This window comes from Polynucleobacter necessarius (assembly GCF_900096755.1).
GTDB lineage: Bacteria > Pseudomonadota > Gammaproteobacteria > Burkholderiales > Burkholderiaceae > Polynucleobacter > Polynucleobacter necessarius_K.
In genome coordinates this window covers 56,040-78,489 of sequence record NZ_LT615227.1, presented here as the reverse complement: position 1 = coordinate 78,489, position 22,450 = coordinate 56,040, and the positions used below count along the sequence as shown (strand labels likewise).

Sequence of the window (22,450 nt, the reverse complement as noted above, 5' to 3'; positions counted from 1 at the left end):
ACCCATTATTTAAGACGCTGGATCAAACGTTCGGTTTTATTGTTGTACGGTGGGCGGGCAGGCTTCGTGCCTTTCAGCAGGTTTGTACCTAAGAGGCCACGTACTTCTAAAATTGGCTTTTGATGGCTGAAGGTATCAAATCCTGCTTTGCCGTGATAGCCACCCATTCCACTCGCGCCAACGCCGCCAAAGGGAAGTGACTCAACCGCTGCATGCAGCAAGGTGTCATTGATGGTGACGCCACCTGAGCGTGTTTCTTCCAGGATGCGCTGCATATTCTTTTTGTCTTTGCCAAACCAGTGGAGCGCTAAAGGATTGGGCTTGTTATTGACGTATTCAATTGCGGCCGCTGCATTGCTAATAGTCAGTATCGGCAAAATAGGCCCAAATATAGGCCCAAATATTTCTTCGTTCAGGACACGTGCGTCAGATGGAACGTCGACCAGGGCTACAGGTTCAAACCTTCTGGCGCCTGCTGAGGGGAGGGATTGCTTAACAGAGGAATGGCTTTAGCTCCGCGATCAATCGCATCAGCAACCAAATGCTGCCAGTATTGCAACTGCTCATCATCAATGGGTCCAGTGAGTTCCTCTGGGTTGCTAAATTGAGATTGCGCAGCTGTCTGCAACTCCTGAATGAACTCATCGAGATTATTTTTTTCAATCAACACGTAATCGGGTGCGATACAGGTTTGTCCGCCATTGAGTAATTTCCCATAAACGATGGCAGCTGCCGCATCCTTGATTTTTGCTGAAGCGTCAATGATGGCTGGTGTTTTGCCGCCTAACTCTAAGGTAACCGGAGTCAGGTTTTTAGCAGCAGCGCGCATCACTTTTTTGCCAATGGATTCTGATCCTGTAAACAGGAGGTGATCAAAAGGGAGTGCAGCAAATTGCTCTGCAACATCAACGCCACCTGTGCTCACACAAAATTCGCTAGGATGAAAATATTCCTGAATCAAGCCTGCTAAAAAGCCTGAGGTACGAGAGCTGCGCTCTGATGGTTTGAGCCAAACGCGATTGCCGGCAGCCAACGCAGCAATTGCTGGCACTAACGCTAATTGAATAGGGTAATTCCAGGGGCTCATGATGCCAACAACACCCAATGATTGGCTCTCAATCCATGCTTGCGAGGAACCCATAAAGGAGGGGGTTTCCATCTGCACCGGCTTCATCCACTCTTTGAGGTGCGTGCGAGTGTATTTGCAGGCTTGGTAAACCATCTGGAATTCTGCGAGACGTGATTCGACAGAGTGGCGTACGCCAAAGTCTGCTGTGAGCACTTTGCAGATTTTTTCCTCATTCGCTTCGAGCATCTTTTCGATTCGACCTATACGCTCCAATCGGACTTCAAGCGAGGGATTGGGTTCTGCGGCGAAGGCTGCCTTGATTTCATTGAGTTGGATGGTGAAGCGATTCATGGTGTATTAATAGTTGGCAAGCATTGAAATAAGGCATTAAGATAAAGCCATGGAACAAACTCTCAATAAAAATGACCTACATTTAGAGCGCGCCACCTTAGGCGGCGGCTGTTTTTGGTGCTTAGAGGCGGTTTATCAGCAAATTTCGGGGGTCCGGTCGGTAGTCTCTGGATATGCGGGTGGCACTCGTCCCAATCCTACTTATGAGGCGGTATGCGCTGGAGTCAGCGGTCATGCCGAGATCGTAGATATCCTCTTCGACCCTCAAGTGGTGACATTTAGAGATTTGTTAGAAATCTTCTTTGAGATTCATGATCCAACTACCTTAAATTACCAAGGTAATGATCATGGCACGCAATATCGTTCGGTAATCTTTACTCACAGTGATGAGCAAACCCAGATTGCACATGAAGTAGTGAAGGAGCTGGAAGAATCTGGAATTTATTCCAATCCAGTGGTGACGCAAATTGATTCAGCACCAACAATTTATCCCGCTGAGGAATATCACCAGAATTATTTTCAGCGGCACCCGAATCAGGGTTACTGTATGGCAGTGGTTGCGCCTAAGTCGGCAAAATTTAAATCGTTAATTGCCCCGCAGTGCTCTTAGTACTGCTTAAGGGGCAAGACGGTTAATTTGCCAAGTGCTGCCATCTATCTTGTAGTGAATTCGATCATGCAATCTTGATGGACGACCTTGCCAGAATTCAATTTTGGTAGGACGTAAACGATATCCACCCCAATGTGCAGGGCGTGGCGGCGCATCACCAAACTCAGCCTTAGAGCGCTTCTCAGCTTCCTCTAAAAATTCACGGCTTGGTATTGCCGCGCTTTGTGGGGAGGCCCATGCACCAATTCTGGAGGCGGGAGGGCGGGAGCGGAAGTATTCGTCACTCTCGGCGCTACTGACGCGCTCGACAATCCCCTGAATTCGTACTTGACGCTCTAATTCGTGCCAATGAAAGAGTAGGGCAGCCTGTGGACGAGCAGCTAAATCCCGACCTTTTTGGCTTTCATAATTGGTAAAGAAGGTAAAGCCATTTTCGTCAGCGCCTTTTAGTAAGACAATACGGGCTGATGGATTTCCGGCTTGATCGGCAGTTGCCAGAGTCATGGAATTGGGTTCTGGGCACTCCGCCTTAATTGCCTGCTCAAACCAGAGCTTAAATAAGGGCAGGGGATTGTGTGGAACCTCGGTTTCGGACAGCTGACCAAAGGTATAGTTTTTGCGGAGTTGAGCAATAGAGTCCATTTATTCAGTATAAAGAGAAGCTATGGCAGAAGACAAGGTTGAAGAAAGCGTAGAAGAGCGTCGTTTTGGTGGGGTTTCTAGACTCTACGGACCAGAGCTGCGCGCACGCTTTCGAAATGCGACGGTAGTAGTTGCCGGCTTAGGAGGTGTTGGCTCCTGGGCGGCTGAAGCTTTGGCCCGCACTGGCATTGGTCATCTTGTCTTGGTTGACTTTGATCACATCGCAGAGAGCAATACGAATCGACAGCTGCATGCTCTAGAGGGGCAGTATGGCAAGGCGAAGGTTGAGGCGATGACCGATCGCATTCGTCAAATTAATCCCGGCATACAAATAACACCTTGTGATGAATTCTTAGAGCCGCAGAATTTAGACGCACTCATTCCAAGCAATGCCTATGTATTAGACGCAACAGATTCTGTGCAAACCAAAATTGCTTTATCAGTCTGGGCTGTGGCCAATAATCGCGCTTTGGTAATGTGTGGCGCAACCGGTGGAAAGTCTGATCCTACCTCTGTGCGCTGCGATGATCTTTCAAGAACTGAACAAGATGCTTTGCTTGCAAAGGTGAGGCAGGGACTAAGGCAGGATCATGGATTCTCCCGCAACCTGAAAAAGAAAATTGGTATCCGCGCTATCTATTCTCATGAGCCAAGGGCTGGCGCAGCCAATGGCGGTCTAGCTTGTTCGGGGTATGGCTCTACGGTGATGGTGACTGCGGCCTGCGGTTTAGCGGCTGCTGCGGAGATCTTAAATCTCATCGCTGCTCAATAAATATCAAAGAAAAAACAAAAGCAGCAAGTAAAAACATTGTTATTCCTTAAGGGGAATCCCTGTAGGAAATTACTGATTCTTTTGCGGTCAAAAATAAATCATGAGAAGTAAAAGTCGTGATTTCAAAGACTCCAATGCAATAACTAGGTATATCTCAATTTACTTTTAGCTTATTAAGCACTTTAGTTATTTTTATCCCCTAGTGCATTCCACAAGTCCTCCCTAGACTTTGCTTCGTTGGTAAATCGCCAACGACAATTCGAAAGGAGGTCTCTTTTGCAGACTGAACAAACTGGTTTAAAGCGCCTCTCAAAGCAAGGCATATTCGTTTGATGGCCTTGGGTTCAACGATTGGCGTTGGATTATTTTTAGGGTCGGCAAGCGCAATTCAAATTGCAGGCCCATCGATTCTCTTGGGTTACTTGTTGGCAGGAATTGCTGCCTTCATTGTCTTGAGGGTGCTCGGTGAAATGGCGGTACATGAGCCTGTAGCAGGCTCCTTTGCGGCATATGCCAATAACTACGTGGGTCCCTTGGCTGGTTATATGGTCGGGCGGGGCTACTGGACTTATTGGATTGTTGTGGGTATTGCCGAGGTTACGGCTGTTGGTATCTACATGAGTATTTGGTTTCCAGAAACTCCGCAGTGGATATGGGCGCTTTCTTCAATCTTGATGATGGGCTTAATCAATCTCATCGCTGTGAAAGTTTTCGGTGAATTTGAGTTCTGGTTTGCTCTTATCAAAGTAGTGGCGATTGTGGCCATGATTGCATTAGGTGGCTCAGTGATCTTATTTGGGTTCACCAACGACTGGCAGCCGATAGGATTAAGTAATTTGTGGCAGCACGGTGGCTTCTTCCCGAATGGCATTAGTGGCATGTTGCTTTCTTTGCAAATGGTATTGTTTGCCTATGTCGGTATAAAGATGATTGGTCTATCTGCAGGCGAGGCTGAGAATCCACAGAAAACCATTCCCATGGCAATCGACTCCTTAGTATGGCGCATTCTTATTTTTTACATGGGCGCTGTTCTGGTGATTCTCGCGATCTTCCCCTGGAACCAGGTGGGTCAGCAAGGAAGCCCATTTGTAGTGATGTTTGAGCGACTTGGTTTGCGAGAAGCCGCAGGCTTAATCAACTTTGTGGTGATTACCGCTGCACTATCTTCTTGTAATGCTGGCATCTTTAGTGACGGCCGATTGTTGTATTCACTATCTTCTAATGGCTATGCTCCAGCTCGCTTTGCCAAGCTCTCAAAGTATGGCATGCCTCATCATGCGGTCATGTCAACGGTTGCTATTTGTATGACCGGTGTGGTTCTGAACTACTTTGTACCAGACAAAGCATTTCACTACATGATGGCTGCTGTGACCTTTATTGGATTGATGGTTTGGATTGCAATCTTATTTACACAGCTTAAATTCCGCCGCTCCTTAACTCAAGAGCAAGTGAATGCATTGGCATATCGCACGCCTTGGTGGCCCTATTCTTCATGGTTTGCTCTGGCATTTATTTTCTTAGCCATCGTGCTGATGGGCTTTCATGAGGATGCACGGATTGCTCTGATCTTAGGTCCGTGTTTGATGGGTGTGTACCTAGCGATGTTTTATATCGTTGGCTTACATCGCAAAACAAAAACCAGTTGTGATTTTCAATAACAGGAGATATCAATGATTATTGGCGTACCTCAAGAAGTGAAGAATAATGAGTGCAGGGTTGGCTTAACTCCAGGCAATGTCAGCGGGTTATGCAGGCAAGGACACTCTGTTCTAGTTCAGCGTGGAGCAGGCGAGCAGATTGGTTTAACAGATGAGTCCTATAGGATGGCTGGAGCCACTCTAATTAATAGCGCGGCAGAAGTCTTTCAAAAAGCAGAAATGATTGTGAAGGTGAAAGAACCTCAAGCCCAAGAATGTGCGATGTTGCGCGAGGATCAAATTCTATTTACCTATTTGCATTTAGCCCCAGATCCAGCGCAGACTAAGGCTCTGATTAATTCTGGGGCGACCTGCATTGCGTATGAAACAGTCACCGCAATGAATGGCGCCTTGCCTTTGCTGGCGCCCATGAGTGAGGTGGCGGGTCGTATGCCGATTCAGGCAGCAGCCTCTCATTTAGAGAAAACCCATGGCGGTCAAGGCGTATTAATGGCCGGTGTTCCTGGAGTGTCTCCTGCCAAGATTGTGATTTTGGGTGGTGGCGTAGTCGGGCGCAATGCCTTGCAAATGGCAGTAGGAATGGGTGCAGATGTTTGCATCTTTGACCGTGATATTGATCGTCTGCGACAGATCGACATGCTCTATGGAAATCGAGTGCGAACCTTTTATTCCGATAGTTTATTAATCGAGCAAGAAGTTAGTGAGGCAGATGTAGTGATTGGTGCAGTGCTATTGCCTGGAGCTGCTGCACCCAAATTGGTAACGCGTGACATGGTTCGAAAAATGAAACCAGGATCAGTGGTAGTCGATGTTGCTATTGATCAAGGCGGTTGTTTTGAAACCTCAAGACCAACAACTCATGCGGATCCGACATTCTTGGTGGATGATGTGGTTCACTACTGTGTTGCCAATATGCCTGGTGCGGTTGCAAGAACTTCCACCTTTGCCCTAACAAACGCAACCTTCCCTTTTGTGGAAATGTTGGCAAATCGTGGCGTGCTCAATGCTTTGTCGATTGATCATCATCTACGTAATGGTCTGAGCGTTCATAAGGGAGTTCTAACTTCTGAGCCGGTGGCGCAGGCACAAAGACTGGACTTTGTGCTTGCTGAGGAGCTCCTGGCAGCGTGAGGATATAAAGCCAACAGCAAAATAGCAGTTCGCTCTATCGAGCGGAGGGTTAGGTTAGAGGGTCTAAACTACTCTCTAGCCCTTTTTATTTTGGAATCTATGGACTTTTCAGCGTTATTTCTTTCTGCCGGCGTCGTTGCCCTGGCTGAGATGGGTGATAAAACCCAGCTCTTGTCGCTCATGCTGGCTGCGCGTTATCCAAAGCAAGCAATTGCCATCACTACAGGCATCTTTATTGCCACCATTGCTAATCATGCATGTGCCGCTTTACTGGGTCATTGGTTAACAAGCTTGGTGTCGCCAGATGTGATGCGTTTGATATTAGGCTTGAGCTTTTTGGGTATCGGTTTGTGGTTACTGGTGCCAGACCATATTGATGATGCGGCTGGCTCAAAAGTGGCAGACCGAGCGCTGCAAGTTTTTCTGCTGACAGTCGGGCTTTTCTTTTTGGCTGAGATGGGTGATAAAACTCAGATTGCAACGATTGCCTTAGGCGCTCGCTATGAAGATGTATTTTCAGTAACCGTTGGCACTACTTTGGGGATGATGCTGGCACATGCACCAGCCGTCTGGATCGGTCAAAAATTTACAAAGCGCATGCCCATCAAGTGGGTGCACGCCGTAGCAGCAGTAACCTTTATCGCTATAGGTATAGCTACCTTAATTTGGAGTTAGTGGGACGCAGGACGCCCTCAGCACACTCCTTTATCCAGACTTAAAATAAACTCATGAAAACTGATCTTCCTCAAAGCTTTAAGCGTCTGCAATACCAGCCTCCGGTATATACCTTTGATCATGTCGATCTGGATATCGCCCTAGACCCAGCTCGCACTATCATCAAAAGTCGATTGGAGGTATTACCCGGCAAGGGCTTTAACGCTGGCGCACCTCTAGTGCTAGTTGGAAGTGAACTGGAATTTGTAAGCTTGCGCATCAATGGTGAAGCACATCGACATTTTGAATTGAACCCTGAATTTTTGACGATTCATTCATTGCCAAACGAGGGTAAAGAAAAATTTATTGTTGAAATCATTTGTGTCTGTGTTCCAGAAAAGAACACTACGTTGATGGGTTTATACGTTTCGAATGGAAACTTTTTTACCCAGTGCGAAGCAGAAGGTTTTAGAAAGATCACTTACTTCTTAGATCGCCCGGATGTGATGGCGCGTTTTAAGGTGACATTACGCGCAAGGGAGGAGCAGTATCCAGTACTTCTATCAAACGGTAATTTGCTTGGTACCGAGAAGCTACCCAATGGATGGCATAGCGCTGTTTGGGAAGACCCGTTTCCGAAGCCATCATATTTATTTGCACTGGTTGCAGGCAAATTGCAATGTATCGAAGAGACTATTACCACTAGTAGCGGCGCTAAGAAGCTGCTACAGATCTGGGTAGAGCCTCATGATCTAAAAAAGACGCGTCATGCAATGGATTCATTAATTGCCTCTATCCATTGGGATGAGAAGCGCTTTGGCCTGGAGCTGGATTTGGAGCGCTTCATGATTGTTGCTGTGGGCGACTTCAATATGGGTGCCATGGAGAACAAAGGCTTAAATATTTTCAATACGAAGTTCGTATTGGCTCAGCCAGAGACTGCAACAGATGGAGACTTTGCCAACATTGAAAGTGTTGTCGCGCACGAGTATTTCCATAACTGGACCGGTAACCGAGTAACTTGTCAGGATTGGTTCCAGCTATCGCTCAAAGAAGGTTTGACAGTATTTAGGGATCAAGAGTTCTCAGCCGATCAAATGGGTAGCGAATCCGGCAGAGCGGTAAAGCGTATTGAAGATGTCCGTTTATTACGCCAATTACAGTTCCCTGAAGATGCGGGTCCAATGGCGCACCCAATTCGCCCGGATGAGTATCAAGAAATTAATAACTTCTATACCGTTACCGTGTACGAGAAGGGTTCCGAGGTTGTGCGGATGTATCAAACCCTTTTGGGTAAAGATGGTTTCCGCAAAGGAATGGATTTATATTTCAAGCGCCATGATGGCCAGGCAGTCACGTGCGATGATTTCTTGGCAGCCATGGCTGATGCTAATGGCAAAGACCTTAGCCAGTTTAAAAATTGGTATAGCCAGGCTGGTACCCCGCGTGTGAAGGTACAAGAACAATATGACGCAGCTAAGAAGCAGTATCAATTAACGCTTACCCAAAGTTGCGCTCCAAGTCCTGGTCAGCCGACCAAGAAGCCGTTTCATATCCCGCTGAAGATGCGCCTTCTAACAAAGGCGAATGATCAAGTGGAGCAGTTGTTGGAGTTGACGCAAGAGAGTCAAACTTGGACTTTTGACAATATTGCAGAGCGTCCAGTGCTTTCAATCAATCGTAATTTCTCTGCCCCAATCAATTTAGATTTTGAGCAAAGCGAAGCCGATCTCTTAACGCTCTTTTCTAGTGATGATGATCCCTTTAATCGCTGGGAGTCTGGTCAAAAGCTGGCTATGCAGATGATTTTGAATAATCGTCTCCCTGACGCCCAATTGATTGATGCCTATCGCAATATCTTGATGGACCCCAATTTAGATCCCGCTTTCAAGGACCTGGCGTTAACGCTTCCAGCAGAGTCTTATTTGTACGAGCAATGCTCTAGCGTCGATCCCCAGAAAATATTCAACTCACGTCGCGCCTTCCGCAGGGAAATTGGCAAGCAACTTGCATTGGAGTGGGCTGCTTTGTATCAGCAGATGCAAACCCCAGGACCATTTAAGTCGGATGCAATTGATTCAGGTAAGCGAGCATTGAAAAGCTTAGCGCTCAATATGTTGCTAGAAGTAAATACCGCTATCTGGGCGCCCATGGTAGTCAATCAGTATCAGATTGCTGACAATATGACTGATCGTTATGCGGCCTTGGCTGCATTGGTGAGCCATGGCGCCAAAGAAGCAAAAGAAGCCAAAGAAGCAAAAGAAGCAAAAGAAGCAAAAGAAGCAAAAGAAGCAAAAGAAGCAAAAGAAGCAAAAGATTGTTTAATCGATTTTTATAATCGCTTTGCTAACGATGCTTTGGTGATTGATAAGTGGTTTGGACTGCAGTCGACTCGCCCACCTGTCGAAGGTTTGGAGCCTACCTTGGTTGAGGTGAAGAAGTTGCGTGAGCACCCGGCATTCAAATTGAACAACCCTAACCGTGCGCGGAGCGTGATCCACTCCTTCTGCGCTGCTAACCCAGCAAGCTTTCACCAAGCTGACGGCAGTGGTTATGAATTTTGGGCGGATAGCGTCTTGGCGCTAGATCCGATTAATCCTCAAGTGGCAGCACGCCTGGCCAGGGCTTTAGATCGCTGGCGTTTATTTGCCCAGCCCTACCAAAATGCAATGAAGGCCGCTCTGGAGCGTGTAGCAGCATGCCGGACGCTTTCCCCGGACGTTAGGGAAGTGATTGGAAAGGCGCTTGGTAATTAGTGAAGCTTATTTCCGTAAGAAATTCCCAACCTAGAGGCGAGAGTTTCTAAGTGTTTATCAAAAGCCCAAAGTAAAGCATTTTTTGAAAGCAGCGTTGAAGATAAAAGGGAAACATCAATTGCGCCACATCCCGACTCGTAGAGCTTATGTTTTTCTATAAGCTTTAGAGTTTCGCTTGTTGTTGCCACAGTTGCTTGTTGTAATTTCTGAAGATTGCTTAAGAACTTTTCCCTTGGTGCGGGCGGAGTTCCGCATGCTAGCTCCATTAGAACTAAGGGGTGGCAAAGCACTTGATCGTTAACAAGAAGGGGCTCAAATGAAGTATTTGATTTCCTAAAGTGCGCCACCCATACTGATGTGTCTACTAAAACCATGGTCATGCTTATTGACCATCTCTTGGTCTACGGCGAGGAACGGCCTTCATCTGGGGGGGATTTGCCGCCAAGTGCTGCAAGTCGTTTGGCTACCTGAACTCTGATAAAAACATTGATAGCTTCTCGAAATAGATCTGCCTTATCCATTTCTGGATCAGCCAGATCTAATCCTCTTTGGTATAGATCGTCGTCTATTGTTACTGTGGTTCTCATAATTAATTCTCATCAATAACAGCATCAATATAGGAGAAATGATAGCAAATAGACTCAGGCATTCCTTGTTTAATAGGAGAAATTGGCTGTTTTTCAAGTATTCATTAGGAACAAGGCAAAATAGACCCTAATCTCATTAGAGCTTTGGAGAATTCGCGTTGACCTCAAGTGCCCATACAAATTTCAAACAATATCTGGCTTCAGCAAAGACTGCGGGAGCTGCAGTTCCCTCGGGCTTACAAGAGCTCTTGTTGGCGGTAGTAGAAACCTGTTCCACGCTCAGTCATGAAGTTGCGCAGGGTGCCTTAATTGGCCTCTTGGGCTCTGCCGGAACTGGTAATGTGCAGGGCGAAGTTCAACAAAAGCTCGACATCATTGCGAATGACTTATTGATTGATGGTGTGAAGGGTTGCAAATCTCTTGCTGGTCTCGCTTCTGAAGAGATGGAGTTGCCGGTTCCAGTACAGGGTACCGGTGATTATCTTTTGTTGTTTGATCCGCTCGATGGCTCTTCCAATATTGATGTGAATGTATCCATCGGCACTATTTTCTCGGTTCTTAAAAAGCAAGACCCAAGCGCACCATTGCAGACTTCTAACTTCTTATTGTCGGGACGACATCAGGTTGCTGCTGGTTATGTAGTCTATGGCCCGCAAACCACGATGGCTTTAACCTTGGGTGATGGCGTAGTGATGTTTACTTTGAATAAAGTGACCGGCGAGTTCTTGCTTATTAAGGATGCTGTCACGATTGCCCATTCCACCAAAGAGTTTGCAATCAATATGTCCAATATGCGCCACTGGGCTGATCCCGTGCGTCGCTATGTTGAAGAGTGCCTAGCAGGCGTTGGCGGTGCCCGCGACAAGGACTTTAATATGCGTTGGATTGCCTCGATGGTGGCTGATGTGCATCGTGTTCTATCTCGTGGCGGTGTGTTTATGTATCCATGGGATCAACGTGAACCTAACAAGCCAGGTAAATTGCGCTTGATGTATGAGGCCAATCCAATGAGCTTCTTAGTGGAACAGGCTGGTGGCGCATCGACCAATGGCACTGAATTAATTATGGATTTACAGCCAACCGATTTGCATGAGCGCGTTTCAGTCATGCTGGGATCTAAAGAAGAGATTGATCGCTTGCAGCATTACCATTCATAAGGCGATCGTTCCGGCAGTAATCAGTAATCAGTAATCAGCAAAAAGCCCAATCAATAATTGGGCTTTTTAATTGCTACTCAGAACTCAAGACGGGAAAATCTTAAGGCTTTACCTTTTCTTTGAGGTAGGCAAGTGATTCTTCAACTTGGTCAATCAGGATGAGGCAAATGTCACCTGCAGCAAGACCATTCAAGGTGGTATCAATTGCTTTAAATTCCCCATGAATTTCTTGGGCCTGCTTTGCTTTGGTTGCACCAACCAAGCCTTCTTGCAAAAGCTTTAATACTTCTCCATCTTCACGGCCACGTTGGCAGGCGTCTTGATAGAGAATGACATTGTCAAAAGAGTTGCCCAAAATGCGAGTTAGATCACGGATATCTTCATCGCGACGGTCGCCTGCACCGCTAATGACAACATGGCTCTGCTTCGGTTTCATTGCCTCGACAGCGCTGGTAAGAGCGCGCATGGCATCAGGATTGTGGCCGTAGTCAGCAATTACCGTAGCACCATTGCGCTGAAATTGGTTAAAACGACCTGGTACCGAATTGGGGTCACTCTCAAAGCTGTGAAGGCCACGCGCAATCTTTTCTGCATCTAAGCCTAGCGCCCAAGCCGCCCCAATAGCGGCCATCGCATTTTCTACCTGGAAGCCGAGAACGCCATTTTGCGTAAGTGGGATTTCGCTTACAGGGAAGCGATACATCACACGAGAGCCTTTGGACGCAACGATATAAGTTCCATCAAAGAAGATAACTTTCTTATTTTTAGCCCGATGCGCAGTAATAACTGGATGGTGTTGATTTTGGGCAAAGAAAATCACGCGGCCAGAACATTTGTCACCCATCTTTGCGACCATGGGGTCTGCCGCATTGAGAACGGCAGCACCAGTAGGCGCTACGTTTTGCACAATGACACGTTTAAGGATGGCTAAATCTTCTACGCTAGTGATGTAGTTCAGACCAAGATGGTCGCCTTCACCAATATTGGTAACAACAGCAGCTACCTCGCAACGATCAAATCCTAGGCCTTCACGCAGTAATCCGCCGCGCGCAGTTTCAAGAACGGCCGCATCCACGTCAGGGTGCATGAGCACATTGCGGGCACTCTTAGGACCACTGCAATCACCGGTATCGATCAGGCGATGATTGATATAAACACCATCAGTGCCAGTCATGCCGACGCGTAGGCCAGTTTCATTTAGCAGGTGTGAGATGAGGCGTACAGTAGTTGTCTTGCCATTGGTGCCTGTAACGGCAACCACTGGAATGCGGCCATCCTCGCCAAGCGCGAACATCATATTGATGATGTCTTCGCCCACAGGTCGGCCTTTGCCGTAGGATGGCTTTAAGTGCATACGCAAACCAGGCGCTACATTCACTTCAACAATGCCGCCACCTTGTTGTTCTAATGGTTTGTAGATGGATTCACAAAGGATGTCTACGCCAGCAATATCAAGGCCAATCATTTGTGCGGCAGCTACAGCGCTTGCTGCCACATCAGGGTGTACATCATCAGTAACGTCAGTTGCAGTGCCGCCAGTACTAAGGTTGGCGTTATTGCGTAAAAGAACGCGTTCACCTGTTTTGGGAACGTGCTGAGGTGAAAGGCCATTGCTTGCTAAGTGTGCGAGTGCAATGTCATCAAAGCGAATCTTGGTTAAAGCGGTGGCATGGCCATCGCCGCGCAATGGATTTTTGTTTTCCATTTCAACGAGCTCTGCAACGGTATGAGTGCCATCGCCAACAACTTGAGCAGGTTCACGACGAGCTGCTGCAGACAGGCGATTGCCAACGACGAGCAAGCGGTAGTCAGCGCCTGGAAGGTAACGCTCAACAATGGTTTCACGTCCAAAGGCTTGGGTCACGATAAAGCCAGCACGTACTTCTTCTTCAGTTTGAATATTGGCTACAACGCCTTTGCCTTGATTGCCATCTTTAGGCTTGAGCACAATAGGGCCGCCAATTTTTTGCGCAGCACGCCAAGCGTCATCCGCAGTGGTTACTACCTCGCCGATAGGTACGGATACGCCAGCAGCAGCCAGTAAATTTTTGGTTAATTCTTTATCTTGAGCAATGGCTTCAGCAATTGCACTGGTATCGCTAGTCTCTGCCGCCTGAATGCGCTTTTGTTTGCTACCCCAACCAAACTGCACCATGCTGCCTTCAGTCATGCGGCGATAAGGGATATTGCGCTGAACGGCGGCATCGACGATTGAGCCAGTGCTTGGGCCAAGACGGACATCTTCGTAGAGCGCTTCTAATTCTGCAAGAGCTGCCGCTAAATCAAAAGCCATTCGACCAACAACTTCTTCGATGTACTCAACTACTACTTGATATACGCCAGTATCAATCGTTTGAACTGTGCGGCTAAACGTCACTGGGCAACCAGCTTGCGCTTGTAGGCCTAAAGCAGCATGCTCAAGTGCATGTGCAAGGGAAAGAATTTCATTGTGACCGCCACGACGCATACTGCCGAGTTGTGGAAAGCGCTCACGAATCTTGGTTTCAAATTGGGGAATAGAGTCGATTGATCGTTCGGACTCTTCGCAAGAAACAATCGCTTCTAAAGCGGTATGACGGCTCCATAAATTTGGGCCGCGCAACATACGAATACGGGTGATTTCCAATTAAGCCCCTGTAGCAGTTGTGGCATCAGGAACAAACGTTTCTGCACCAGCTTCAATAACGTTGAATGGGATTTCCAAAGCCCAGGCTGCGCCTAGGTTTCTGGCCTTCCATGGTGAGGCGCTGTCTGACTCGGAGTGGCGTGGCACTGGAATAGATTTTTGATCTAGCTTGCCAGACTTCAGAGTGATTTGTTGTTTACCTACCATCACTGCACGACCACCATTAGATAAATGGTTTTTAACTATTTCAGAATCTGGATCCTCGCTAAAGAAGATCACTTCGCCGTCACAAAGTTCAGCCATCTCGACGCACATAGGGTCATCTGCATTTAGTACGCCAACACCAGTTGGCAATACAACATCGATAAGTGATTGTTCTCAATCACCACAGCCTCAACGGCGCGATTCAGCAGGGTGCGACGGGCATTTTCCCAGTTAGATGCATTGGTGTTGGGGATGGCGCGGTTACCGAAAAATAAACCCTTGCTGCATGAGAGCCCAACGTAGACATTCGTTAGGCGCAGGAAGTGCGCAATCATTTCAGCAACAGGCGTTTTACCGCGTTCGCCACAAACACCTACTACTGGAATGCGGAAGTCGGCACCAGGAGGGAAGAGGTGATTGGCAATTTCTTTTCCAACGGGCTGTGGTTTGCCGCTTGCTGGCTTTAAGTGCATCAATAGGCCTGGACCGGCATTCACTTCAACAATGGCTGCATTTTGATCGGCAAGAGGCTTGCTAATGTCTTGGGCAACCAAATCTACCCCAGCAATTTCTAGGCCGACAACACGTGCAGCTAAAGCTACTTGGCTAGCGACATCTGGGTGAATTAAATCGGTTACATCAAACGCTACGTTGCCGTTACTTTGTATGAGTACTTTGTGATCTGCCGCAGGAATGCTTTCGCCAGTCAATTTTTGACGTGCAAGTTCAAGCTCAACAGCTGAGTCAATGCGAACCGGATTGAGTGGGTGCTCTTCAGCAGTGCCACGACGTGGATCAGAATTAATCTGAATGAGTTCATAAACAGAGTGTTTGCCATCGCCAGTGACCCAAACTGTTTCACCTTTGGCTGCAGCAACCACCACTTTATTTCCCACTACAAGCAAGCGGTGCTCGTCGCCAACAATATGGCGCTCAACCAGAACTTCGCTACCTTCGTCGATTGCTACTGCATAAGCAGCTTCAATTTCTTGTTGTGTATAAAGATTGATGAAGACGCCACGACCATGGTTGCCATCAATCGGTTTTACAACTACCGGTAAGCCGATATCTTGCGCTGCTTCCTAGGCATCATCAGGGCTGGTAACCGTTCTACCCTCTGGGGTGGGGACACCAGCGCTGCGAAGCAAGCTTTTGGTTAAATCTTTATCGCGAGAAATGGTTTCAGCAATTCCAATATCACGCAGGCTCTCAATAATATTTTGAACTTCAGCAACACGGTCTTTATTGTCTTGCGCTAATGCCAGGTAAAGATCGCGAGCAAATTTAAGGGCAGTTAATTAAGGTGACCTCTTCGTTGATAGCGCTAACCATGACTTTGTAAACGCCACGACGATCGCCATCTCGCGCTTTACCAAAACCGCCAGGAATGCCGGCTAAATTTTGCAATTCGAGAGTAAGGTGCTCCATGATGTGAGCAGGCCAGGTGTCTTCTTCTACTCGCTTGAGAAAGCCGCCGGTTTCTCCGTAACTGCAACGATGCTCAACCAAACTAGGGAGCGCTTTGACTAAACGGTCATAAAAGCCGGGAATCAGGTTTGAGGGATAGTCCTCAAGATCGCCAATATCAATCCAAACCTCAATTACGGGATGGTAAGTCCACATATTGGGACCACGGAGATGCTTAACGCTCAGGATCTCCTCGATGGATTTATCTAGTAATTGGGGCATGTGTGCAGTATTGCGAGGTTCAGGGCCAATATGGGGGTATTTGGCGGTGACGCGTCAGACAGTCTCTCTGTTTCTAGTTGTTATTAAAACTCACAAAATTAGCAAAAATACATAAAAAGGCCTACTTCGATAATTTAACGTAATTTAACGGCTTTCTGCCCCCTAAAGTTGACAGGAGCAATAAATCTAAAAAATCTGGCTCCACTATACTTTTAAGGTCAATGAATCCAGAAATCCTACCTTTTGCCCCAGCGCTGCCAAGCGATTGGCAGCCTATTTTGGATGGTGAAAACTCCCCAGTTCAAGGCTCTAAGCCTCTTCTGGCCTGGGTTGAGCTTGATTTAGACGCCAATTTACGCTTTGAAAAGAGCCTCTTGGCACTCAACGATCAAGAGCTGTTTTGGACGGATGGCAAGCGTCTTGAGTCCTGGCCCCTGGGCAAAGGAGAGCACCCGATTCATGGCGACCATGCCGGGGTCGGAACCTTAAGCCTGGAATCCAGCGATCGTTTGCTCAGATCCTGGAATTTCACCCTGGCGGTCAATCCCCAAGTTTTACGTTTACAGTCCAGCTTTAGGCAGTTAACCCGTGGCGAAGAAATTAGCCAAGGTGAGGTGAGTGAATACGACAAACAGGTTTGCCCCGTTTGCTTAAGCCCAAAGCCTGCCAATTCTGACGCTTGCCCAACATGCGATCCAGAAGACGATGCCCCGCCATCGACTTGGACTTTATTTAAGCTCTGGCGTTTTGCAAGACCATATAAAAAACAATTGCTCTTAGGTTTTGTGTTGACCTTGTTGTCCACTGGCGCCACTTTGATACCGCCGTATCTCACGATGCCTTTGATGGATCACGTGCTGATTCCATATGAACGTGGCAATCCAATTGATTTCCATTTGGCCAGCATGTATCTCTTAGCTCTGTTCGGTGCTGCCATTGTTGCTTGGGGTTTAGGTTGGTGGAAAACATACCTACTTGCTTTGGTGAGCGAGCGTATTGGTGCAGACCTTCGCAACACTACCTTTGAGCATTTGCTCAAGCATTCTTTGGAATACTTTGGCGGCAAGCGTACTGGTGATTTGATTGCCCGTATTGGCGCAGAGACCGATTTTCCTCTCTTTATACGCTCTTGATTTTGCAACCGATGTCTTGATGATCACCATGACTGCGGCGATCTTGGTATCCATAGATCCTTTGCTCGCGCTGGTGACGTTGGCGCCATTGCCGTTTATTGTTTGGATGATTCATGTAGTACGCGATCGCTTGCGTTTTGGTTTTGAAAAGATCGATCGCATTTGGTCTGAAGTCACCAACATCTTGGCTGATACGATTCCTGGTATTCGTGTGGTTAAAGCATTTGCTCAAGAAGATCGCGAGTTAAAGCGTTTCGTTGACTCCAATAAGCACAATTTGCAAATTAATGATCGCGCTAATCGTGTGTGGGGATTGTTCTCACCAACTGTGACGCTTTTGACTGAGACAGGCTTATTGGTGGTGTGGGGCTTTGGTATTTGGCAAGTTGCCCACCAAAAAGTAACTGTTGGTGTTTTGATTGCTTTCTTTGCCTACATCGGACGTTTTTATATTCGCCTAGATTCGATGAGCCGAATCGTGTCGCATACGCAAAAAGCGGCGGCTTGCGCCAAGCGTATTTTCGATATTTTGGATCACGTATCAAGCGTTCCTGAGCCAATTAATCCGGCCCCATTGGGTGAGGTTAAAGGGCGCATCACTTTACGTGGCGTAGGTTTCTGCTATGGTAATCGTGCCGTATCTAAATGTATCGATCTAGATATCGCTCCAGGTGAAATGATTGGTTTGGTAGGGCATAGCGGCTCAGGTAAGAGCACGCTGGTCAATTTGATTTGTCGCTTCTATGACGTGAGCTCAGGTTCGGTTTTATTGGATGGGCGCGACATTCGCAGCATCGGCATTGCTGACTATCGCAAACGTATTGGCCTGGTATTGCAAGAGCCATTCTTATTCTTTGGCACGATTGCCGAGAACATTGCCTACGGCAAGCCTGACGCAACGCGCGAGGAAATTATTGAAGCTGCGCGTGCAGCACATGCCCATGAATTTATTTTGCGCTTGCCTTTGGGTTACGACTCATTAGTGGGTGAGCGTGGTCAGTCTTTATCTGGTGGGGAGCGCCAACGCATATCAATTGCGCGCGCACTCTTAATTAATCCAAGCATTTTGATATTGGATGAAGCCACTTCATCTGTCGACACTACGACTGAAAAAGAAATTCAACGCGCCTTAGATAACCTGGTTAAGGGCCGCACAACTATTGCAATTGCCCACCGTTTGTCTACTTTGAGAAGGGCAGATCGCTTGGTAGTTTTAGACAAAGGCGAGATTGTTGAGATCGGTTCACACGATCAGCTCATGGAGGCGCAGGGCGCTTACTACACCTTGTATCAAGCGCAGTTACGCCATGCCGCAGAATTGGTTGAGGGCGGCGCGATTGGTGAAAGCTTGGAAGAAGAAAATGACAAGCGAGAAGAAAGGCTACAAGTCATTGCCAAAGAAGTCGGGGGAGGGGTATGACACAAATCAATCCACTCAACAACTAGAGCGTGATGCGTTGGGTCGCCTGGTATTCATTGATGCCAAAGGTAATCGTCATATTGGCGTACATCCGGTACGAGCATTTCCGATTACAGCTGCAGGAGCAGGCATTGCCATCATGGATCAATCTGGCAAAGAGCTCTGCTGGTATGCAGATATCGAAGCCATTCCTAAATCAGAGCTTGGTTTAATCGAAGAGGATTTGGCTAAGCGTGAATTTATGCCGGTAATTGAAAAAATTACTAAGGTTTCAACATTCGCCACTCCGAGCATCTGGGATATTGAAACGGATCGTGGACCAACACGCATTCGCCTCAAGGGCGAAGAAGATATTCGTAGAATTGCAGGCAATACATTGTTGATTGCGGACTCCAACGGACTGCAATTTCTCATCAAAGACTCCACGCAGCTGGATAAACTCAGCAAAAAACTTCTAGATCGCTTCCGCTAGATTCAAGTCGTATTTAGGGAAAACCCTTAAATCACTTTTCTTCCAAAAACTGATTTTTAAAATGTGTATTTTTCGTGCAAAAAATGCGGTTTTTTAATCGTGGATGTAAGTACACTAATGACGATCTTTGGCTTTATTTATCGGGGTTTCTACTAGGTTGTAGAAGCGCTTGTGAATCGATTTTGAAATTATTGATGGCAGTCAAGTTCTGCTTGCGCATCTTGTTTAAAAATCACTCTCACATTAGATAAGCCAAGATTAAATTGGCAAACCATTTTTGGAGACATACGTTTATGAAGATGAAGTTAAAAGGGGCTTTGATTTCCACCGCTTTAGCCCTCGGTGTAGTTGGTGCCTCACCTGCATTTGCTGCATGGGAGCCAAACAAGCCTGTTGAGTTCATTATTCCTGCCGGTCCTGGCGGCGGCGCTGACCAAATGGCCCGCATGATCCAGGGGATCATCACTAAAAACAATTTAATGAAGCAAGCAATCATTCCTGTCAACAAGGGAGCGGGCGCTGGTGCTGAAGGTTTCTTGGCAATGAAAGAAGCCAAGGGTGATCCAAACAAGATCGTTATTACTCTTTCTAATTTGTTTACCACTCCATTGGCAACTGGTGTGCCATTCAACTGGCAAGACATCACTCCGGTAGCGATGTTGGCACTTGACCAATTTGTTTTGTGGGATAACGCAGATAAGCCATACAAGACTGCCAAAGAATATATTGACGCTGCTAAAGCCGCAGGTCCAGGTAAATTCAAGATGGGCGGTACAGGTTCAAAGTCTGAAGACCAAATCATTACCGTAGCGATTGAAAAAGCAACGGGTGCTAAGTTCGCCTATATCCCATTTAAAGGGGGAGGCGACGTTGCTGTTCAGCTCGTTGGTAACCACGTTGATTCATCAGTGAACAATCCAATTGAAGCGGTAGCTCAATGGCGTGCCGGTAAGTTGCGTGCATTGTGCGTATTTGATGACACACGTAGGCCATACAAAGAGAAGGTTGCTGATACTCAATCATGGTATGACGTACCAACTTGTAAAGAAGCTGGCGTTCCAACTGACTACGTTATGTTGCGCGGCATCTTTATGGCTCCTGGTGTAACTCAAGAGCAAGTGGATTTCTACATCGACTTGTTCAAGAAAGTTCGCGCTTACTCCAGAGTGGAAGAAGTTCATGGCTGATGGTGCATTCAATCAAACATTCATGACCGGTAAAGAATTTAGAAACTGGCTCACATTGAATGAAGCTTTGCATAAGCAATTGATGTCCGAAGCAGGATTCTTAGCTAAGTAATTTTGTTAGAACAAGATAGGGCCTCCAGTAGGGGGTCCTATTTTTTAAGTAAGCGCATTAATCAACTTTATTAAAAATAAAAAATGTCTGAACATACAAATAACTCAAATCAAGACTCCGTCATTAGCGTAAGAGCGATGGATATCATTACCGCAATCGTGTTCCTTGCGATTGGCCTCACAGTAATGGTGGGCAGCCTTAAGTTAGGCGCCAGCTGGGGTAGCGATGGCCCTGAGGCTGACTATTTCCCATTCTATATCAGTTTGATCATCACGCTCTCGAGCACTGTGACGCTTTATCAGGCTGCAATCGTTAATAAGAAAAAGAAAACAGAGTCTTTTGTTGATAGAGAGTCATTCAAGCAAGTGATGGCTGTTTTATTGCCGGCGATTGTTTTTGTTCTTGGCGTTCAGTTAATCGGAATTTATGTCTCCTCAGTGTTTTACATCGCCATCTTCATGGTGTGGCTCGGTAAATATCCGCTGTGGAAAGCTATTGCAGTCTCAGTAGGTAGGGGTGAGCGTTGCCCTGTACCTCATGTTCGAGTTCTGGTTCCAAGTACCGTTGCCACATGGCTCCTGGTTTAACCCGCTCGCGTTCTTGGGTGTGCAATAAAAAAGAATAACTATTAAAAAAGATTAAAAAAAAGAGTTCAAGTTGGAAGAAATTAACGCTCTATTCAGCGGCTTTGCCGTTGCAATGACACCCTTTAATTTATTGCTCATGCTAGTTGGTGTAACTCTCGGTGTGATCATTGGTGTATTGCCCGGTCTTGGTGGCGCAAACGGAATTGCGATTCTATTGCCATTAACCTTCACAATGCCGCCAACATCAGCCATCATCATGCTCTCCTGCATTTACTGGGGCGCGTTATTCGGTGGCGCGATTACATCCGTGCTCTTTAATATCCCTGGCGAGCCTTGGTCTGTTGCGACAACCTTTGATGGTTATCCAATGGCTCGTAACGGCAAGGCTGGTGAAGCATTGACTGCTGCTTTCACATCATTATTTGTTGGTGCGTTTGTGGCGATTGTGATGATTACCTTCTTGGCGCCATTGGTTGCTAAGTTTGCCTTGCAATTTGGCCCACCTGAATTCTTCTCGGCTTACTTGCTGACCTTCTGTAGCTTTGTGGGTATGAATAAAGGTTCGCCATTCAAAACCATTTCAGCAATGATGCTCGGCTTTGCTTTGGCAACCGTAGGCATGGATACCGTTACCGGCCAATTGCGCTTGACATTCGGCAACCCAGAGTTGATGCGCGGCTTTGACTTCTTGATCGCGGTGATCGGCTTGTTTGGTATTGGCGAGATTCTTCTGTCAATGGAAGAAGGCTTGGCATTCCAGGGTGCGGCAGCGAAGATCCGTGGCAAAGTGGTTTTGGAAACTTGGAAACAATTACCTAAATACTGGGTACTGGGCCACCTCATTACGTAGCTGCTTGATTGGTTGCTGGATGGGTATTACTCCAGGCGGCGCAACACCAGCATCATTTATGGCGTACGGCGTTGCTAAGCGCGTATCTAAGGATGGCGATAAGTTTGGTACAGGTCAAATGGAAGGTATTGTTGCTCCGGAGACAGCGGCTCACGCTGCTGGTACTTCAGCACTTCTCCCAATGTTGTCCCTGGGTATTCCGGGTTCACCAACAGCGGCGGTATTGCTCGGTGGCTTGTTGATTTGGGGTTTACAACCTGGCCCATTGCTCTTCGTTGAGAAGCCAGACTTTGTTTGGGGCTTGATCGCAAGTATGTACTTGGGTAACTTGGCTGGCTTGTTTGTTGTATTAACTTGCGTGCCTTTGTTCGCATCGATCTTGAGAATTCCATTCTCAATCATTGCACCAGCCATCATCGTGATTTGTGCGGTTGGTGCTTACACAGCGCATAACGCTACATTTGATGTTTGGTTGATGCTTGGCTTCGGTATCCTCGGATATGTCTTTAAGAAGTTGGGTTACCCAATGGCTCCAATGGTCTTGGCTTTGGTATTGGGCGATCGTGCAGAAGACTCCTTCCGTCAATCGATGTTGATTTCTCAGGGTAGCTTAGATGTATTCTTCTCCAACTACTTAGTGGCTGGAATCTCATCCATCGCTTTGCTCCTCCTCTTCTGGCCATTGATTGGCAAGATTGTGGGCAAGAAAAAAGCTGCTGCTGCATAAGAAATCACGCTAGCAATAGCGATTTCAAAGGAAAAAGGGGCGTAAGCCCCTTTTTT

The 22,450-nt window shown here is 47.0% G+C and carries 14 protein-coding genes and 5 pseudogenes; 12 read left to right on the top strand and 7 right to left on the bottom strand.

Translation table 11 applies throughout. The annotated features are described in order from the left end of the window. Window positions 1–5: 5 nt before the first annotated feature. Both DXE27_RS09920 and DXE27_RS00405 read right to left on the bottom strand, forming a co-directional pair. Complete coding sequence (locus tag DXE27_RS09920; RefSeq protein ID WP_269459825.1) at window positions 6–404, bottom strand: aldehyde dehydrogenase family protein; 399 nt, start codon at window positions 402–404, stop codon at window positions 6–8. Between the two features lie 44 nt (window positions 405–448). After that, the gene (locus tag DXE27_RS00405; protein ID WP_128112471.1) at window positions 449–1,420 is read right to left on the bottom strand and encodes an aldehyde dehydrogenase family protein; all 972 of its coding nucleotides are present in this window, start codon (window positions 1,418–1,420) and stop codon (window positions 449–451) included. Window positions 1,421–1,469: 49 nt separating this feature from the next. Here DXE27_RS00405 and msrA point away from each other — a divergent pair, with 49 nt between their 5' ends. Further along, window positions 1,470–2,030: a peptide-methionine (S)-S-oxide reductase MsrA gene (gene msrA, locus DXE27_RS00400; protein WP_128112470.1), complete on the top strand. Its 561-nt coding sequence runs from the start codon at window positions 1,470–1,472 to the stop codon at window positions 2,028–2,030. 6 nt (window positions 2,031–2,036) lie between these two features. Here the strand turns inward: msrA and pdxH are convergent, their stop codons facing one another. Next, complete coding sequence (gene pdxH, locus DXE27_RS00395) at window positions 2,037–2,672, bottom strand: pyridoxamine 5'-phosphate oxidase (protein ID WP_128112469.1); 636 nt, start codon at window positions 2,670–2,672, stop codon at window positions 2,037–2,039. 22 nt (window positions 2,673–2,694) lie between these two features. Here pdxH and DXE27_RS00390 point away from each other — a divergent pair, with 22 nt between their 5' ends. The 5 genes from DXE27_RS00390 (at window position 2,695) to pepN (ending at window position 9,643) form a co-directional block, all read left to right on the top strand. Next, a complete protein-coding gene (locus DXE27_RS00390; RefSeq protein ID WP_128112468.1) occupies window positions 2,695–3,444 on the top strand; it encodes a tRNA threonylcarbamoyladenosine dehydratase in 750 nt (249 codons plus the stop codon). A gap of 332 nt (window positions 3,445–3,776) precedes the next feature. Beyond that, the gene (locus tag DXE27_RS00385) at window positions 3,777–5,102 is read left to right on the top strand and encodes an amino acid permease (protein ID WP_197712389.1); all 1,326 of its coding nucleotides are present in this window, start codon (window positions 3,777–3,779) and stop codon (window positions 5,100–5,102) included. 12 nt (window positions 5,103–5,114) lie between these two features. Further along, window positions 5,115–6,233, top strand: coding sequence for an alanine dehydrogenase (gene ald, locus DXE27_RS00380; RefSeq protein WP_128112467.1), 1,119 nt, complete (start codon window positions 5,115–5,117; stop codon window positions 6,231–6,233). Window positions 6,234–6,332: 99 nt separating this feature from the next. Continuing rightward, window positions 6,333–6,908, top strand: coding sequence for a TMEM165/GDT1 family protein (locus tag DXE27_RS00375; protein WP_128112466.1), 576 nt, complete (start codon window positions 6,333–6,335; stop codon window positions 6,906–6,908). A gap of 53 nt (window positions 6,909–6,961) precedes the next feature. Then, a complete protein-coding gene (pepN, locus tag DXE27_RS00370) occupies window positions 6,962–9,643 on the top strand; it encodes an aminopeptidase N (protein ID WP_128112465.1) in 2,682 nt (893 codons plus the stop codon). Here pepN and DXE27_RS00365 read toward each other — a convergent pair. After that, window positions 9,640–10,023 (bottom strand): PIN domain-containing protein, encoded by a 384-nt coding sequence (locus DXE27_RS00365; RefSeq protein ID WP_128112464.1) that lies wholly within the window; start codon window positions 10,021–10,023, stop codon window positions 9,640–9,642. The two genes, pepN and DXE27_RS00365, sit on opposite strands and share 4 nt — an antisense overlap. Window positions 10,024–10,025: 2 nt before the next feature. Then, window positions 10,026–10,230: pseudogene (locus DXE27_RS10325) on the bottom strand (type II toxin-antitoxin system VapB family antitoxin). Between the two features lie 158 nt (window positions 10,231–10,388). Between DXE27_RS10325 and DXE27_RS00355 the strand changes: the two are divergent. Then, window positions 10,389–11,387: a class 1 fructose-bisphosphatase gene (locus tag DXE27_RS00355; RefSeq protein WP_128112463.1), complete on the top strand. Its 999-nt coding sequence runs from the start codon at window positions 10,389–10,391 to the stop codon at window positions 11,385–11,387. Window positions 11,388–11,487: 100 nt separating this feature from the next. Here the strand turns inward: DXE27_RS00355 and cphA are convergent, their stop codons facing one another. Continuing rightward, the gene (gene cphA, locus DXE27_RS00350) at window positions 11,488–14,013 is read right to left on the bottom strand and encodes a cyanophycin synthetase (RefSeq protein ID WP_128112462.1); all 2,526 of its coding nucleotides are present in this window, start codon (window positions 14,011–14,013) and stop codon (window positions 11,488–11,490) included. Next, a pseudogene (locus DXE27_RS00345) lies at window positions 14,014–15,906 on the bottom strand (cyanophycin synthetase family protein). Between the two features lie 221 nt (window positions 15,907–16,127). On the opposite strand from DXE27_RS00345, the pseudogene DXE27_RS00340 reads away from it, so the two are divergent. The 5 genes and pseudogenes from DXE27_RS00340 to DXE27_RS00320 all read left to right on the top strand — a co-directional run bounded on the left by DXE27_RS00340 (window position 16,128) and on the right by DXE27_RS00320 (window position 22,394). Then, window positions 16,128–18,459, top strand: a pseudogene (locus tag DXE27_RS00340) (cyanophycin metabolism-associated ABC transporter). Next, entirely contained in the window at window positions 18,401–18,931 is a 531-nt protein-coding gene (locus DXE27_RS00335; protein ID WP_128112461.1) for a cyanophycin metabolism-associated DUF1854 family protein, read from the top strand. The pseudogene DXE27_RS00340 and the gene DXE27_RS00335 overlap by 59 nt, the downstream one beginning before the upstream one ends. Before the next feature lie 293 nt (window positions 18,932–19,224). After that, window positions 19,225–20,230, top strand: a pseudogene (locus DXE27_RS00330) (Bug family tripartite tricarboxylate transporter substrate binding protein). An 83-nt stretch (window positions 20,231–20,313) separates the two neighbouring features. Next, complete coding sequence (locus DXE27_RS00325) at window positions 20,314–20,817, top strand: tripartite tricarboxylate transporter TctB family protein (RefSeq protein ID WP_231969576.1); 504 nt, start codon at window positions 20,314–20,316, stop codon at window positions 20,815–20,817. Window positions 20,818–20,887: 70 nt separating this feature from the next. Then, window positions 20,888–22,394: pseudogene (locus DXE27_RS00320) on the top strand (tripartite tricarboxylate transporter permease). Window positions 22,395–22,450 lie beyond the last annotated feature (56 nt).

Bases quoted from the DNA above. Each gene is read 5' to 3' on its own strand.
- DXE27_RS00335 (WP_128112461.1), top strand. From the start codon at position 18,401: ATGACAAGCGAGAAGAAAGGCTACAAGTCATTGCCAAAGAAGTCGGGG.
- DXE27_RS00365 (WP_128112464.1), bottom strand. From the start codon at position 10,023: ATGACCATGGTTTTAGTAGACACATCAGTATGGGTGGCGCACTTTAGG.
- DXE27_RS00325 (WP_231969576.1), top strand. From the start codon at position 20,314: ATGTCTGAACATACAAATAACTCAAATCAAGACTCCGTCATTAGCGTA.
- pdxH (WP_128112469.1), bottom strand. From the start codon at position 2,672: ATGGACTCTATTGCTCAACTCCGCAAAAACTATACCTTTGGTCAGCTG.
- msrA (WP_128112470.1), top strand. From the start codon at position 1,470: ATGGAACAAACTCTCAATAAAAATGACCTACATTTAGAGCGCGCCACC.
- pepN (WP_128112465.1), top strand. From the start codon at position 6,962: ATGAAAACTGATCTTCCTCAAAGCTTTAAGCGTCTGCAATACCAGCCT.
- DXE27_RS00405 (WP_128112471.1), bottom strand. From the start codon at position 1,420: ATGAATCGCTTCACCATCCAACTCAATGAAATCAAGGCAGCCTTCGCC.
- DXE27_RS00390 (WP_128112468.1), top strand. From the start codon at position 2,695: ATGGCAGAAGACAAGGTTGAAGAAAGCGTAGAAGAGCGTCGTTTTGGT.
- DXE27_RS00375 (WP_128112466.1), top strand. From the start codon at position 6,333: ATGGACTTTTCAGCGTTATTTCTTTCTGCCGGCGTCGTTGCCCTGGCT.
- DXE27_RS00385 (WP_197712389.1), top strand. From the start codon at position 3,777: ATGGCCTTGGGTTCAACGATTGGCGTTGGATTATTTTTAGGGTCGGCA.
- ald (WP_128112467.1), top strand. From the start codon at position 5,115: ATGATTATTGGCGTACCTCAAGAAGTGAAGAATAATGAGTGCAGGGTT.